At 45.6% G+C, this 14,566-nt stretch carries 19 protein-coding genes; 13 read left to right on the top strand and 6 right to left on the bottom strand.

What is annotated here, in order from left to right; genetic code table 11:
- The first annotated feature begins 14 nt into the window (after nucleotides 1–14).
- From AOB49_RS00280 to AOB49_RS00275, 3 genes are read left to right on the top strand one after another with little or no spacing between them, the layout of a single operon-like run.
- Nucleotides 15–599 carry a cytochrome c oxidase assembly protein gene (locus tag AOB49_RS00280; protein WP_062307299.1) on the top strand — a complete coding sequence of 195 codons (585 nt, stop codon included), beginning with the start codon at nucleotides 15–17 and terminating at the stop codon, nucleotides 597–599.
- A gap of 26 nt (nucleotides 600–625) precedes the next feature.
- Nucleotides 626–790: a DUF2970 domain-containing protein gene (locus AOB49_RS11800; RefSeq protein WP_082783995.1), complete on the top strand. Its 165-nt coding sequence runs from the start codon at nucleotides 626–628 to the stop codon at nucleotides 788–790.
- A 29-nt stretch (nucleotides 791–819) separates the two neighbouring features.
- The gene (locus AOB49_RS00275; protein ID WP_062306533.1) at nucleotides 820–1,674 is read left to right on the top strand and encodes a cytochrome c oxidase subunit 3; all 855 of its coding nucleotides are present in this window, start codon (nucleotides 820–822) and stop codon (nucleotides 1,672–1,674) included.
- A 50-nt stretch (nucleotides 1,675–1,724) separates the two neighbouring features.
- Here AOB49_RS00275 and AOB49_RS00270 read toward each other — a convergent pair whose 3' ends face one another.
- Nucleotides 1,725–1,937, bottom strand: coding sequence for a twin transmembrane helix small protein (locus AOB49_RS00270; RefSeq protein WP_062306532.1), 213 nt, complete (start codon nucleotides 1,935–1,937; stop codon nucleotides 1,725–1,727).
- A 15-nt stretch (nucleotides 1,938–1,952) separates the two neighbouring features.
- On the opposite strand from AOB49_RS00270, the gene AOB49_RS00265 reads away from it, so the two are divergent.
- From AOB49_RS00265 to AOB49_RS00245, 5 genes are read left to right on the top strand one after another with little or no spacing between them, the layout of a single operon-like run.
- Complete coding sequence (locus AOB49_RS00265) at nucleotides 1,953–2,741, top strand: SURF1 family protein (RefSeq protein ID WP_245640574.1); 789 nt, start codon at nucleotides 1,953–1,955, stop codon at nucleotides 2,739–2,741.
- Nucleotides 2,738–3,394: a hypothetical protein gene (locus AOB49_RS00260; protein WP_062306529.1), complete on the top strand. Its 657-nt coding sequence runs from the start codon at nucleotides 2,738–2,740 to the stop codon at nucleotides 3,392–3,394. The genes AOB49_RS00265 and AOB49_RS00260 overlap by 4 nt, the downstream gene beginning before the upstream one ends.
- Nucleotides 3,394–4,521 carry a COX15/CtaA family protein gene (locus tag AOB49_RS00255; protein ID WP_082783994.1) on the top strand — a complete coding sequence of 376 codons (1,128 nt, stop codon included), beginning with the start codon at nucleotides 3,394–3,396 and terminating at the stop codon, nucleotides 4,519–4,521. The genes AOB49_RS00260 and AOB49_RS00255 overlap by 1 nt, the downstream gene beginning before the upstream one ends.
- A complete protein-coding gene (cyoE, locus tag AOB49_RS00250) occupies nucleotides 4,518–5,411 on the top strand; it encodes a heme o synthase (RefSeq protein WP_062306525.1) in 894 nt (297 codons plus the stop codon). The genes AOB49_RS00255 and cyoE overlap by 4 nt, the downstream gene beginning before the upstream one ends.
- 7 nt (nucleotides 5,412–5,418) lie before the next feature.
- Nucleotides 5,419–6,003 carry an SCO family protein gene (locus tag AOB49_RS00245; RefSeq protein WP_062307292.1) on the top strand — a complete coding sequence of 195 codons (585 nt, stop codon included), beginning with the start codon at nucleotides 5,419–5,421 and terminating at the stop codon, nucleotides 6,001–6,003.
- 21 nt (nucleotides 6,004–6,024) lie between these two features.
- Here the strand turns inward: AOB49_RS00245 and rpoH are convergent, their stop codons facing one another.
- Both rpoH and ftsY read right to left on the bottom strand, forming a co-directional pair.
- Entirely contained in the window at nucleotides 6,025–6,960 is a 936-nt protein-coding gene (gene rpoH, locus AOB49_RS00240; RefSeq protein WP_062306522.1) for an RNA polymerase sigma factor RpoH, read from the bottom strand.
- 93 nt (nucleotides 6,961–7,053) lie between these two features.
- Nucleotides 7,054–7,944, bottom strand: coding sequence for a signal recognition particle-docking protein FtsY (gene ftsY, locus AOB49_RS00235; protein ID WP_062306519.1), 891 nt, complete (start codon nucleotides 7,942–7,944; stop codon nucleotides 7,054–7,056).
- 41 nt (nucleotides 7,945–7,985) lie between these two features.
- Between ftsY and AOB49_RS00230 the strand changes: the two genes are divergently transcribed.
- Genes AOB49_RS00230 through AOB49_RS00210 form a run of 5 tightly spaced genes read left to right on the top strand, consistent with a single transcriptional unit; the run spans nucleotide 7,986 to nucleotide 12,136 of the window.
- Nucleotides 7,986–9,359 (top strand): M16 family metallopeptidase, encoded by a 1,374-nt coding sequence (locus AOB49_RS00230; RefSeq protein ID WP_062306517.1) that lies wholly within the window; start codon nucleotides 7,986–7,988, stop codon nucleotides 9,357–9,359.
- A complete protein-coding gene (locus AOB49_RS00225) occupies nucleotides 9,359–10,705 on the top strand; it encodes a M16 family metallopeptidase (protein ID WP_062306514.1) in 1,347 nt (448 codons plus the stop codon). The genes AOB49_RS00230 and AOB49_RS00225 overlap by 1 nt, the downstream gene beginning before the upstream one ends.
- On the top strand, nucleotides 10,683–11,318 hold the full coding sequence (gene rsmD / locus AOB49_RS00220; protein WP_062306512.1) for a 16S rRNA (guanine(966)-N(2))-methyltransferase RsmD: 636 nt from the start codon (nucleotides 10,683–10,685) through the stop codon (nucleotides 11,316–11,318). The genes AOB49_RS00225 and rsmD overlap by 23 nt, the downstream gene beginning before the upstream one ends.
- Before the next feature lie 36 nt (nucleotides 11,319–11,354).
- Nucleotides 11,355–11,852, top strand: a complete 498-nt coding sequence (coaD, locus tag AOB49_RS00215; protein WP_062306509.1) for a pantetheine-phosphate adenylyltransferase — start codon at nucleotides 11,355–11,357, stop codon at nucleotides 11,850–11,852.
- Nucleotides 11,853–11,869: 17 nt separating this feature from the next.
- Complete coding sequence (locus tag AOB49_RS00210; RefSeq protein ID WP_062306506.1) at nucleotides 11,870–12,136, top strand: YfhL family 4Fe-4S dicluster ferredoxin; 267 nt, start codon at nucleotides 11,870–11,872, stop codon at nucleotides 12,134–12,136.
- Between the two features lie 3 nt (nucleotides 12,137–12,139).
- Here the strand turns inward: AOB49_RS00210 and pth are convergent, their stop codons facing one another.
- The 3 genes from pth to AOB49_RS00195 all read right to left on the bottom strand — a co-directional run bounded on the left by pth (nucleotide 12,140) and on the right by AOB49_RS00195 (nucleotide 14,559).
- Complete coding sequence (gene pth, locus AOB49_RS00205; protein ID WP_062306504.1) at nucleotides 12,140–12,736, bottom strand: aminoacyl-tRNA hydrolase; 597 nt, start codon at nucleotides 12,734–12,736, stop codon at nucleotides 12,140–12,142.
- 90 nt (nucleotides 12,737–12,826) lie between these two features.
- Nucleotides 12,827–13,465 carry a 50S ribosomal protein L25/general stress protein Ctc gene (locus AOB49_RS00200; RefSeq protein ID WP_062306502.1) on the bottom strand — a complete coding sequence of 213 codons (639 nt, stop codon included), beginning with the start codon at nucleotides 13,463–13,465 and terminating at the stop codon, nucleotides 12,827–12,829.
- Between the two features lie 137 nt (nucleotides 13,466–13,602).
- A complete protein-coding gene (locus tag AOB49_RS00195) occupies nucleotides 13,603–14,559 on the bottom strand; it encodes a ribose-phosphate pyrophosphokinase (RefSeq protein ID WP_062307290.1) in 957 nt (318 codons plus the stop codon).
- Nucleotides 14,560–14,566: the final 7 nt, after the last annotated feature.

Here is a 14,566-nt window from a genome sequence, read left to right as displayed (position 1 = left end):
TCCCCTCGATGACGATGGTTTCAACTCAATCACTGAATCGCCAAATTTTATTAAAGCTCTTAATTGCAGCGGTAATGATGTTTGGTTTTGGTTACGCGTTGGTCCCGATGTACAAGGCCTTGTGTGAGGTCACCGGAATTAACGTAGTGACGAGTAAGAATGATTATGGTGTTAGAGCCTTTAGTCCTAATAAGGTTGGCAATACACAAGTTAACTATGCTCGTACGGTAACGATTGAGTTTGACTCTAATAGCCGTGGCCCGTTTACGTTTAAGCCAGTAAAGAATTTTTTAGAAGTGCATCCCGGCGAAATGACCGAGATTGTTTATGAAGTAACCAACAATCAAAATCGTCCAGTGCGGGCACAAGCAATACCAAGTTATGCGCCTAAAAGTGCGACTGAGTTTTTTACTAAATTAGAGTGTTTTTGCTTCCAGGAGCAAACATTAGCAGCAAATGAAACAAAAAAGATGCCGGTAGTCTTTGTGATCGATGCAGGTTTACCGGATGATGTAAAAACAATTACTTTGTCATATACCTTCTTTGAGTTGGGCTTGGGTGGTACACCTCCAGCCCCTAAATCAAAGGTGGTTTCGTGAAAAAGAAAAGTAGTTTCTGGCAGTCCATGAGGGCCGTGATGTGGGGCTTTTTAGGGGTGCGTAAGAAATCAGGTTTGCAGGAAGATGTAGCGTCATTAAGTTTTGTTCACATTATCATTGCAGGTGTTGTTGGCGCCTTGATTTTTATGGGTGTTCTCCTGTTGATAGTGAAAGCAGTTGTGTCCCATTGATTATTTTTTGATTGAATAGAGAGAATAAGATGTCATCCAATTCAACCCCATACTATTTCGTCCCCGGACTATCTAGACATCCTGTGATGGCTGCTATTGGCTTAATCGCCTTTGGTTTTGGTATTTCCGGATGGGTTAACGGCACCTCATGGGGCGGCCCTCTAACCCTTGCGGGCGTGGCATTTGTGCTCTACGTACTCTATAACTGGTTCGGCGATACGATCGCAGAGTCCAATGCGGGAAAAAATGGTGTCAACGTTGACATTTCTTATCGCTGGTCGATGGCTTGGTTCATCTTCTCTGAAATTATGTTCTTCGGCGCGTTCTTCGCAGCCCTGTTTTATGCACGCAACATTGCGATGCCTTGGATGGGTGATGTTGAAAGCAAATTGCTTTGGCCAAATTTCACTGCAGTTTGGCCTAACGATGGCCCAGCTGGTTTGGTTGAGAAATTCACCACAATGGGTCCATGGCCAATTCCAACAATCAACACGCTGTTACTGTTGAGCTCGGGCGTGACAATTACTATCGCTCACCATGCGCTGGTAGAGAATCACATGAAAAAAGCCATTTATGGTTTGGCTGCTACCGTAGCTTTGGGCGCTATCTTCTTGGGCTTCCAGGTTTACGAGTACTACCATGCTTACCATGAGCTCAACCTCAAGTTAACATCAGGTATCTATGGTTCCACTTTCTTCATGTTGACCGGCTTCCATGGCTTCCACGTTTTCCTCGGTGGTACTATGTTGGCAATTGTATTGCGTCGTATGATTCGTGGCGACTTTACTTCTAAGCATCACTTTGCATTTGAGGGTGCTGCTTGGTATTGGCACTTCGTTGACGTCGTTTGGTTGGGTCTCTACATCGCTGTTTACTGGATGTAATTCAATAACAATCGGGGCTTTAAGCCCCGATTTATTTTTTAGGCGCCGTTTTAGTTTGTCCCAACTTTAATCCCGGTGGCCTCAATAAAACCAAAGTAATGAGCCAAAAGAATGGCTATAAATAAAGCGATCGATAGCCCAATTCGTAACATGAGCGAGTGAACCATACGGGCACTATTGCCCCTATCTTTCATCATGTAATAAAGCGCAGATCCCAAGCTAGCAACGATCATTAGTAGGACAATCGGAATAATCCACTTCATTTCAAAACCCTTATCTTGAATAAACTGTTTTCTGCCCTCGTTGCCAAGCGCGTAGTTGCTACTGTATCAGCCTTGCTGGTCATTGCAATCGGCTGTGGGGCAGGAATTTGGCAGCTTAGCAGGGGAAATGCCAAAATTGTTTTGGCGGCTAATTTATTGGCTCGTCAACAAATGCCCATTTTGAGTGCCAATCAAGGCCCCTGGACACTCGAAGAGGCGAGTGAGCGCCGCATGACTGCGCGTGGTCAATACATTGCACAGGCGGCCATTTGGTTAGATAACCGACCAAGACCTATTCCCCTTGCCGGAAGCAATGTTGCACAGTCAGGCTTTTATCTCATGATGCCCTTGAAACTTGATGGAAGGGATGAGGTGCTATGGATCAATCGAGGCTGGGCTCCTCGTAATAATGAAAATCGTGAGACCTTGCCACCTGTAACTACGCCAAATCATGTAGTCAATATTGAAGGCATCGTATTCGCTCACCCTGGTAGGGTATATGAATTAGGGGGCGGCAAGATTTCTGCTGAAATTAATAAGCCTAGGATTGAGCAAAACTTTGATTTAGTAGCTGAAGGTAAGCTGAGGGGATGGAAGCAGGCACCCTTTATTTTGCGTGAAGTTGAAGCAGGCGCAGATGATGGGTTGCTGCGTGAATGGGCACCCCTGACAAACGGAGTCGATCGCCATTATGCTTATGCATTCCAGTGGTTTGCTTTGGCTTTTGCGGGGTTTATATTTTGGTTGGTTAGTGGTCTGCGGCAATATAAACGTCAGGGATTTGTGAATGGGGATCAAAAGTGAGTGATAAAGAGTTATTAATTCCAGCTTCACAGATAGACTCATCTGCAATTAATGCGCGCACTCGTCGTGGCCGCATTCAGATGCTGTTGTTATTGTTAGCGTGTGCTTCCCCGGTCATTGCTTCTTATTTTGCTTACTACGTTATAAGGCCTGAGGGCGGTAAAACTAATCTTGGAACGCTTGTTTATCCAGCCCAAGAATTTAATGCCGCATGGCTCGATACTCCCATGCAGGGGAAGTGGACCCTCTTGATTGCTCGTCCAGCTGGTGAGTGTCAAATCAAAGATGAAAAATGCATCGAGGCTCTATTCTTAATGCGTCAGGTGCGGGTTGCCATGGGTAGAGAGAGTCGACGCTTGCAGTTAATTTGGGTCAATACTGACGGTAAGCTTGTAGATCCTGAGGTGATCAAGGTTTATGACGAAAATGCTGCCGGTTTAAAAGTAGTTGCGCTTCCTTCTGATCCAAAGTTGAGGTCTGAATTTGAGTTCTGGCTCAATAAAGAAGGTGCTGGCCAACAGATTCAGTTGATTGATCCGAGTCCTGCCAAGATGATGTACTTCCCAGTCACAAACTCCCCCAAGGAATTTTCTGGCATGAAGAAGGATTTAGAAAAACTCTTGAAGTTAAATCACAAGGGTGAGAATTTGTAATGCCAAGTTTGACTTTGTTTCTGGAGCTGGCTGCAATTGCCATAATCTTCGCTGGCATTCCACTCCTATATCTTTGGAAAAAGCCAGGCTTTAGCTTTTTCCAAAAGCTCAATTGGATATTAGTCTTTATGACTTTTGATCTGATTGTGTTTGGCGCATTTACGCGGTTAACTGATTCTGGGCTTGGCTGTCCGGATTGGCCTGGATGTTATGGAGCCTCCAATCCATTTCATGCGCTTAGCGATATACAGCAGGCCGAGAGCGCTTTGCCTACAGGACCTGTGACGGTCATCAAAGCCTGGATTGAAATGATTCATCGCTACTTAGCGATGACCGTAGGCGCGCTAATTTTGATTCAAGTTACAACTGCTTTTAGCAAGCTGAAATCCTTGGGAAAAAAACCTTTGCTCGGAAGTTTGGGGTTGCTATTTTTGGTTTGTGTTCAAGGTGCGTTTGGCGCTTGGACTGTGACTCTTAAGTTGCAGCCAATCATCGTCACAATTCATTTAATGTTAGCTTTAGTGTTATTAGCCTGCTTAACCGTTTATGCCCAACAATCTTGGGAAGAAAAAAATTCCGTAGTTCGTGCGATTCATATCCGTCCACTGTCGATGCAGTTAGTAATACTTGCCGCAAGCGTTTTATTTATCCAAGTATTTCTTGGGGCTTGGGTGAGTACGAATTATGCTGTGTTGGCGTGCCCTGATTTTCCGACTTGCATGGGAAATGCCTGGCCAGAGACTGATTGGACACAAGGGTTTACTTTGTGGCGTCAGCTGGGTTTGAATGCACAGGGAGAATTTATTTCTCCCGTTGCTTTGCAAACTATTCATTGGGCTCATCGTCTCTTTGCGCTTCTAGTATTGGTGGTACTTGGAGGTTTAGGTTGGAGGGCGCTTTCGCTGGCGACCCCAGCTCTATCGGGATTAAAACAGATATCCAAACTTCTGCTGAGTTTGCTCTTGTTGCAGCTCATTACGGGGATATCTAATGTGGTATTCCAATGGCCTTTGTTGGCAGCTCTATTGCATACTGCTGGCTCCGCCGCTTTGGTATTCTGTCTGGTCAGAATGAGTTATTGGGCATCTTGGAAGCCCTTTGTTCAAAAGAAGATGTCATTAATATGAGTAGCTCTAAAACAAATCCACCAGTAGTGATGCCACGTTGGCGTCAATATTGGGTATTAACTAAACCTAGAGTAACTCTGCTCGCCGTTTTTTGCGCTGTGATTGGAATGTTTTTGGCCACGCCTGGCATGGTTCCCTATTCAGTGCTGTTTGGTGGCATTGTTGGTATTTGGCTGTTGGCTGGTGCAGCCTTTGCAATGAACTGCTTGATTGAGCAGGCAGTGGATGCCAAGATGAAACGCACTTCTTGGCGCCCATCAGCGACTGGCGAGGTTACGCCGTTTCACATCATCATTTTTTCTATCATTTTGGGTTCGCTCGGAATGATTATCTTATGGAATTTTTGTAATCCATTAACTATGTGGCTAACACTCGCTACGTTTGTGGGTTATGCGGTGATTTATACCTGGCTACTCAAGCCAGCCACGCCTCAAAACATTGTGATCGGTGGATTATCGGGTGCTATGCCACCAGCGTTAGGTTGGGCGGCCGTAACGAATACCCTTTCAGCAGAAGCTTGGTTGTTAGTGCTCATCATTTTTGTTTGGACTCCGCCCCATTTCTGGGCTTTAGCACTATATCGTCGCGAAGATTATGTGCAATCTGGTTTGCCAATGCTGCCTGTGACTCATGGTGAACGTTTTACACTTCTAAATATTTTGCTGTACACCATCATATTGATTGCAGCAACTTTGCTTCCGTATATTTATGGCATGAGTGGAATGGTGTATTTAGTTTCGGCCATTATTCTTGGTTTGATGTTTTTGGCGTATGCCATTGCGTTATTTGTTTCTTATAGCGATGCTTTGGCCAAGAAAACTTTTCGTTTTTCTATCACCTATTTGTCTTTGCTCTTTGCGGCCTTGTTAATAGATCACTATTTCATTTGAAATGCATATGAACTTTATACGAATTGTTTGTAGTGCCATTCTTTGTTGTGCATTTTTCGGATGCAGTCCAAAACCCGAATTTAAGAATGTGGATATCACGGGTAGCACCGCTTTTGGAAAAGATTTCAGCTTGCTTGATCCCGCTGGTAATGTAAAAACACTTGCCGACTTCAAGGGTAAAGTGGTGGTCATGTTCTTCGGATACACCCAATGTCCAGATGTTTGTCCTACTACTTTGACTGAGATGCAGCAGGTCATGACTTTGCTTGGACCAAAAGCTGATCAGGTACAGGTCTTATTTGTTACTGTAGACCCGGAAAGAGATACTGCAGAAATTTTGAAGGAGTATGTTCCTGCATTTGATTCTCGCTTCTTAGGCTTGCGCCCTGCCAATGAAGCTGCTTTAGAAAAAGTGACTAAAGACTTTAAGATTTATTACAAGAAAGTACCCGGTACAACTCCTGGTTCTTACACCATGGATCACACCGCAGGGAGTTATGCCTTTGATCCAGAGGGACGATTGCGCCTATACATCAAACATGCGCAAGGCCCTGAGACCTTGGCGCATGATTTAAAAGAGTTGTTAAAGTAAGACTGGCGCAGCTTATGTAGCTTATGCAGCTTGCAAGAGACCACGCATTTTTTTGAGGGCAGCAGTCTCAATTTGTCGAACACGCTCTGCAGAGATGCCATATTCATTTGCTAAGTCGTGCAATGTTTTTGTGCCATTGCCTTCGGCGTCCATCGCCAGCCAGCGTGATTGAACGATATTACGACTACGTTCATCTAAAGCCATCAAGGCCTGGTCTAACTGTGGACCATGCAAGGCATCAGTTGCGGCAGCAGCAATCATCTCGGTTGGCTCTTGTGAGCTATCGGCTAGCCACTGAATTGGAGCATATGCAGACTCATCATCACTGTCATCACTCTCTAGCGCCACATCACCACCGGCTAGACGCATTTCCATCTCTTTAACGTCTGAGCCTTTTACATCCAACGCTTTCGCTAGTGCCTCTACTTCATTAGGAGTGAGCGCAGCTAAGGTCGGTTTATTACTGCGTAAATTAAAAAACAATTTACGTTGCGCTTTAGTGGTAGCTACTTTAACTAAACGCCAATTCTTGAGGATGTACTCATGAATCTCAGCTTTAATCCAGTGGATGGCATAAGACACTAGACGAGCGCCTTGGCTAGGATCGTAGCGTTTAACAGCCTTCATGAGGCCTACATTGCCTTCTTGAATCAGGTCGGCATGAGGAATGCCATACCCGAGATACTGGCGTGCAACAGACACCACTAAACGAAGGTGTGACAGGACTAAAGTTTTGGCGGCGTCCACATTTTCAGTGCGACGGAATTCTTGCGCTAAGTGAAGCTCTTCAGCGGCGCTGAGCATCGGTACGCGATTAACGTAGGCAATGTAGGAGTCAAGCGTGCCAACCCCAAGGGATGGCAGCATTGGAAAGGCGAGCGAAGCCGCAGCAGTCTGCGCTGCTGGCAATGTCTGCCCTGCTTGCAATTGCGGTTTGTATGCTTTCTTTTGAACCATTTTCTTTTATCTGTTTTTGGTGTTTATAGGGATCCATTTTAGCACTCTTGTCAAGAGAGTGCTAATGGTTTTTTAAACCTATAAGTTATTGATTTAGTTGAAGAATTCAGAGGAATATTGCTCAGCTGTGAAGGGGGCTAAATCCTCGATTCCCTCTCCTTTGCCTAAGGCTAATACTGCGGGTTTAGTACCCTCATTAAGGATGTGCGCTAGAGCGCAAATGACGCCGCCTTTAGCAGTGCCATCAAGCTTGGTCACAATTAAGGCGGTAAGGCCTAGGGCCGCATGGAAGGCCTTCACTTGGCTCAAACCATTTTGACCAGTATTGCCATCAAGAACAAGCAAAGTCTGGTGTGGAGCCCCAGGAAGAGCCTTCCCAATAACCCTTTTAACCTTTTTTAGTTCTTCCATAAGGTGTTCCTGGGTAGCTAGCCTTCCCGCAGTATCAATAATCAGAATGTCGCTTTTGCGAGAGATGGCTGAATGAATAGCATCGTGTGCTACAGCTGCGGCATCGCCACTTTCTTGAGTAATGACATCCACTTGATTGCGGCCGCCCCATTCAAGGAGCTGATTACGAGCAGCAGCCCTGAAAGTATCGCCTGCCGCCAAAAGAACCGATTTACCTTGAGATTGAAAAAGTCGGCAAAGCTTTCCTATTGTGGTTGTTTTGCCTGCACCATTGACACCAATCACCAGCCAAACTTCAGGCGCAGTCTTTTGGCCATGAGTGTACAAAGGATTGGGGTTTGCTTCTAAGGGCTTTAGTAGCTTAGCGACCTCTTGTATTAATAGGTGTTGAAGATCTTCTGGGCTGTTGGCTTTCTCCGATTTGGCTGCCTTACGGAGTTTGCTCATCAGTTGCTCGGTCGTAGGTAATCCGACATCGCTCAGGATCAGAGATTCTTCTAGCGAATCAAACCAAGCTTCATCAGTCTGACTTGACTTGAATAAGGATCCGAGGGTTTTACGTAGGCCGAACATAATCGATACAATTTAGTTTTAAGGATATAGTGATCTTACAGATGCGCTCTACTTTACTGCGAATTTCTTTCTTATTCATGGCGCTTATTCAGTGTTCTTGGGCTCAGCCAAGCGCTGAATTGCCTAGCACCCACGAGTTTTTACTTTCAAATGGCTTAAAGTTAATCGTACGTGAAGATCATCGCGCTCCTACTGTTGCTCATATGGTTTGGTATCGTGCCGGCTCTATGGATGAGATCAATGGTCGCACTGGAGTAGCTCACGTCTTAGAGCACATGATGTTTAAGGGTACCCATAAAGTCAAGTCCGGCGAGTTCTCACGCTTGGTTGCCGCAGTAGGGGGGCGTGAAAATGCTTTTACCTCTCGTGATTACACTGCTTATTTTCAACAGGTTGAAAGATCAAAGCTAGATGACGTGATGAAGCTTGAGGCGGATCGTATGACTAACCTCAATTTTGATGATGCTGAGTTTCTCAAGGAAATTCAGGTAGTAATGGAGGAGCGCCGTTTGCGCACCGAAGACAATCCCAGCAGCCTATTGAATGAGTCCTTAATGGCAACGGCTTTTATGAGTTCGCCCTATCGTCATCCAGTAGTGGGCTGGATGAATGATCTTGAAAATATGAAGGCTTCTGATGCTCGTGAGTGGTATCGCAATTGGTATAAGCCTAACAATGCAACGGTAGTGATTGCAGGCGATGTTGATCCTAAAGTTGTTTTGCAAGCAGTCGAAAAATACTATGGAGTGGCTACAGCAGGCGAGTTACCAGTTCGCAAGCCGCAGATTGAGCCGCCTCAAAAGGGGATTAAGCGCGTAGAGGTCAAGGCGCCTGCTGATAGCGCCCAATTGGCAATGGCGTGGAAAGTTCCAAAATTGCATCCTGGCAAATTAGATGACCCCGAGCCCTATGCTCTGGAGTTGTTGGCTGCTGTGCTTGATGGTTACGACAACGCGCGCTTGAATCGGATACTTGTTAAGCAAGAGCGAGTGGTCAATGATGTGGGTGTTGGATATGACATGATTTCTAGAGGCCCAGAGTTATTCATGGTGAATGTCAGTATGGCAAAGGGCAAAAAGGTCGCAGAGGCTGAAAGAAGCATTCGTAAAGCTCTGCGAGATTTAGTTGAAAACGGAGTTCATGAATCTGAGTTAAGGCGACTCAAGGTTCGCATATTGTCCGATCAAATTTATAAGCGCGATTCTATTTTTGGCCAGGCAATGGAAATTGGTACTACTGAGATGGCAGAGTTCTCTTGGCGTGATATTGATTTGATATTGGAGAAAATGCAAACCATTACTCCGACTCAGGTCCAGGAGGTTGCTAAAAAATATTTAGTGGATGATAGCTTAACGATTGCAGTTTTAGATCCACAGGTTCGCCAATCCAAACCAGTTAATTTGGAGGGCAAGTGATGCGAGTGAGGACGCTACTCAAGCAGACTTTAGTTCCCGCTTTATTAAATTTAGCGTTTTTATCGTCGGCCTTTGCTATTTTGCCAATTGAGCAGTTGGACTCTTTTAGGGGTGCAAAAGCCTATTTGGTGCAGACTAAATCATTACCAATGGTCGATATTGAAATTAGTATTGATGCAGGCGACCGATATGACCCTTCTAGCAAAAGTGGCTTAGCAACCGTAGCGGGACAGTTAATCAACTATGGCGTTAAATCAAATCAAGGTTTGATTACTGAAGCTCAAATCGCTGATGAGATTGCGGATCTTGGCGCAAACTTTGGCGTTTCAGTAGGGGGTGAGCGTGCCATTATGCGCGTTCGAACTTTGAGTAGGAAAGATTTGCGTGATCGTGCAGTTGCATTGGCAGCGGCAATGCTAAGTGCCCCTACATATGATCCGAAGATTGTGGCGCGCGAAAAACAGAGGATGACCACTGCCTTGTTGGAGTCGGAGACAAAGCCGGAGTCAGTGTTGGAGCGTCGATTTAGAAAAGCGGTTTATGGAAGTTACCCGCTAGCTCTATCACCTTCAACTCAATCTATTGCCAATATTAGTACAGAGGATTTGCGGCAATTTCACAAGCAGTTTTATCGCGGTGAGCGAATGATTGTGAGTATTGTTGGTGATGTTAGTAAATCAGAGGCTACTGAAATAGTTCAGGGCTTATTGAAGAATATTCCGCAGTCTGGTTCCGCTATTCCGTCGCTTCCTGCATTTACTCGCTCAGCTGTGGAGCCTTTGAGTCAGCGCGAAATCCAGATCCCCTTTGATTCCCAGCAAGCCCATATTGCGATGGGTATGACCGCGATCACTCGCGATAATCCTGATTACTTTCCCTTGCTAGTCGGAAATTATATTTTGGGCGGCGGTGGATTTGTATCGCGTCTGATGGCTGAAGTGCGTGAGAAGCGAGGACTTGCCTATAGTGTGTTTAGTTATTTCGCTCCTGGAAAAGATGCGGGAATATTTCAGGCAGGATTGCAGACAAAAAATAATCAAGCAAGTTTGGCGCTCGAGGTCATGAGCTCAACTATTGGTGAATTTATTGCAAAGGGCCCTACGCAATCAGAGCTTGAGGCTGCGAAGGCCAACTTAATCAATGGCTACCCACTGAGAATTGATAACAATCGCAAGTTGTTGGATAACGTTTCATCCATTGCCTGGAATAATTTGCCTTTAGACACAATGGATGTTTGGACTAAGCAGGTTGAAAATGTGACTCTTGATCAAGTAAAGAGCGCATTCCAAAAGTATTTAGCAATGGATCGCATGAAAATTGTGATTGTGGGGGCAAAAAATAAATAAGCCAACAAAGTCAGGGCAGCGTTCCGAGCCTCCTAAAAAGATTCGCATTATTGGAGGGGTTTGGCGTAGCCGTTTGTTAAATGTGCTGGATTTACCGGGTCTGCGCCCAACTACGGATCGTATTCGAGAAACGCTATTTAATTGGCTGGGACAAGATCTCACTGGCCTGAAGTGTCTAGATGTTTTTGCTGGCACTGGCGTTTTAGGCTTTGAGGCAGCTTCAAGGCATGCTGATAGCGTCACCCTGCTGGAAAAAGACAAAAATGCCCATTCAAATTTAATTGCTAATTTGGCCTTGCTTCAATCCTCTCCAGTTAGAGGGGTAATTCAAATTTTACGAGGGGATGCGTTGGAGTTTTTGCGTCAGCAGGCTGATAGCTCCAATAATCTCATTTTTATTGACCCTCCGTTTCAGCAGGGGGATTTGCTAAATCAGGCGCTAAAGGAGGCTGGCCGTATTTGTGATGATTCGGTTGGCGGGGGGATCTACGTGGAGTTTCCAGCTATCCGCTCGCTAGAAGAGATTGAGCTGTTGCTTCCTGATTGGTATTGTGGAAAGCACTTAGAGGCCGGTCAAGTAAAAGCTTGTCTATTTCGCTCTAGAAGAGGCTAAACTCTTGCCTGTAGCTGAGAAAGCCTTAGGAGCCTTATGACTGTCGCTGTATACCCTGGAACATTTGACCCATTTACTCGTGGTCACGAGGATTTGGTACGTCGCGCCTCTAGTATTTTTGGCGAGCTCATTGTTGGCGTTGCTGATAGCCGAAGCAAGCGACCATTTTTTACTTTAGATGAGCGTATTGATATTGCCAAGGAAGTCCTCGGTCATTACTCTAACGTCAAGATTGTTGGTTTCTCTGGTTTATTAAAAGACTTTGCTCGCGAGCATAATGCGCGTGTCATTGTGCGTGGCCTACGTGCGGTATCAGATTTTGAATATGAGTTTCAAATGGCCGGCATGAATCGCTATCTATTGCCCGATGTTGAAACTTTGTTTCTAACGCCGTCAGATCAATATCAATTTATTTCAGGCACTTTTGTTCGTGAAATTGCCTCCATGGGAGGAGATGTTAGTAAGTTCGTTTTTCCTTCAGTAGAAAAGTGGCTTGTTAAAAAGATTGCTATTGCCAATCAAAACAAAGAGTAGGGCTGTCGGTAAACAATATGGCTTTGATGATTACCGCCGAATGCATTAACTGCGATGTGTGCGAGCCTGAGTGCCCTAATGATGCTATTTACATGGGTCTTGAGATCTATGAGATCGATCCCAATAAATGTACGGAATGTGTGGGTCACTATGATGCCCCTCAGTGTCAGCAGGTATGCCCTGTAGATTGCATTCCGCTCAATCCTGCTTTCCCGGAGAATCAAACTCAGCTCATGGCTAAGTATCAAGCCTTGAGTGCCGCCAAAAAAGCACAAGTCAAATAAGCGCTAATGGGTTTTGGAGTGTAGTTCGAGCATTGCCGCTTGTGTATCACCCTTGAGAAATAATGGGAGGATGTGTAATCCATCCTCAATACTAGCGTCAATTTGTTTTTGTTCTGCTTGCAGGGGTCTTCTGAGTACATAGTCAGCAACATCCATTGGGCGCGCCCCTTCGGCAGCGAGATCTCGTGGGTGACCGATACCTAGGCGTAGGCGCCAGTATTCAGGTGTGCTGAGATGAGCCTGTATATCTTTGAGGCCATTGTGGCCACCCGTACCCCCGCCTAGTTTGATGCGGGCTGTGCCTGGCTTTAAATCTAACTCATCTTGCACTACCAATATATCTTTGGGGATAATTTTATGAAAGCGACACAGAGCGCCAACAGCTTGGCCACTGAGGTTCATGTAAGTACTGGGCTTTAGCAGATAGAGATCTTCGCCATGCCACTTAGCCTTTGCAACTTTTCCATGAAAACGTTTCTCGGTTTCAAAGCGGGTACTTAATTGTTTTGCAAGGGCGTCCAAAAACCAGAAGCCAGCGTTATGCCGATCTTCTTCGTGTTCATCACCTGGGTTGCCGAGGCCAACAATTAATTTAGTCATGATTCTTGCTTAAGGATAAAAGCATTTCCACAAAAAAGAAAACCCGCTATTTAAGCGGGCCTTCTCTGTCGCAAAGATAAAAGTTAAATATTAAGCTTTATCTTTTGGAGCTTCAGCAGCAGGAGCCGCAGCAGCTGCAGGAGCAGCTTCAGTATCAGCAGACTTCACTGCTGGAATACGTGCGTTGGCCAATACTGGGTTTTCTTGTTCAATATGCAATACCAAGCTAACGCCTTTTGGTAGCGTGAGGTCTTTGGCGTGAATGCCATGACCAACTTCGATATTGGCTAAGTCCACTTCAATAAATTCTGGCAAGTCTGCAGGCAAGCAAGAAACTTCCAACTCAGTTGCGATATGGCTCACTACGGCGCCTTGTAATTTCACTGCAGCTGAAGTTTCAGCATTAATGAAGTGCAATGGAACGCGCATATGAACTTTCTCAGTCGCAGATACGCGCTGGAAGTCAATGTGCAAAACCAAAGGCTTAAATGGATGCATCTGGTAATCGCGCAACAACACTTTTTGTGCTTTGCCGTCGATTTCGAGATCAAGGATTGATGAGTGGAATGCTTCCTTGCGGAGAGCATGGAACAGTGCGTTGTGATCCAACTCAATTACAGTTGCGGCGTCTTTACCGCCATAAATGATGCCCGGAGTCTTACCGGAGTTGCGCAGACGGCGGCTCGCACCCGTTCCCTGTACGCTTCTTTCAAAGGCTACTACTTTCATATTTAATTCCCAAAATTAAGGTTAATTTCCGTTCGCGACCAAACAGAAAAGCCTTTGATTATATCGTGGGAATGCCAGTTTTTGCCTAGAAAAGCCTTAAAACTATGAAAAAAGGGGCTAGAAACGCTATTTTGAGCTTATTCAGCAAACATCGACATCACTGAATCACCCTTGCTAATGCGGGAAAGTGTCTCGGCCAGAATCGGCGCAACGCTTAGTTGGCGGATTTTTGCCACTTTCATGGCTTCTGGAGTTAATGGGATGGTATCGGTAACAACGAGCTCATCAAGCTCAGATGCTGCGATTCTAGCTACGGCACCGCCTGAAAGCACGGCGTGAGTACAGTAAGCGGTTACGCCCTTAGCGCCACGCTCTTTGAGGGCTTCAGCGGCCTTACAGAGGGTGCCACCGGTATCAATGATGTCATCCATGATGACACAATGACGACCCTCTACTTCACCAATGAGGTGCATTACTTCTGAGACATTGGCCTTGGGGCGACGTTTGTCAATAATCGCTAAATCTGTACCTAATTGCTTGGCCATTGCGCGGGCGCGAACAACGCCACCAATATCTGGGGAAACAATGATGAGGTCTTTTTGAGTCTTCTGGGCTTGGAGATCAGCAAGCAAAACTGGGGAAGCGTAGATGTTATCTACCGGGATATCAAAGAAGCCTTGGATTTGGTCTGCATGCAGATCCATGGTCAAAACACGCTCAATGCCCGCAACGGATTGGAGCATGTTAGCGACGATTCTGGCTGAGATCGCAACACGGGCAGAGCGTGGGCGGCGATCCTGTCTGGCGTAACCGAAGTAAGGGATCACTGCGGTTATACGGCTTGCAGATGCACGTTTTAGCGCATCGATCATGATCATTAACTCCATCAAACTATCATTTGTTGGAGCGCAGGTTGACTGAATAACTACGACATTTTTACCGCGAACGTTTTCTTGAATTTCTACCTGAATTTCACCATCAGAGAAGCGGCCAACAAATGCTTTTCCCATTGGGAGGTTGAGCTCTTTAGCAACGGCATGGGCCAAAACCGGATTTGCATTGCCGGTAAAAAGAGTCAGTAAATCAGCGTTCATTGGGGCG

The organism is Polynucleobacter sinensis (assembly GCF_001595985.1).
GTDB classification, from domain to species: Bacteria; Pseudomonadota; Gammaproteobacteria; order Burkholderiales; family Burkholderiaceae; genus Polynucleobacter; species Polynucleobacter sinensis.
Note: the sequence above shows the minus strand (reverse complement) of the source record. Positions and strands in the feature narration are given on the sequence as shown.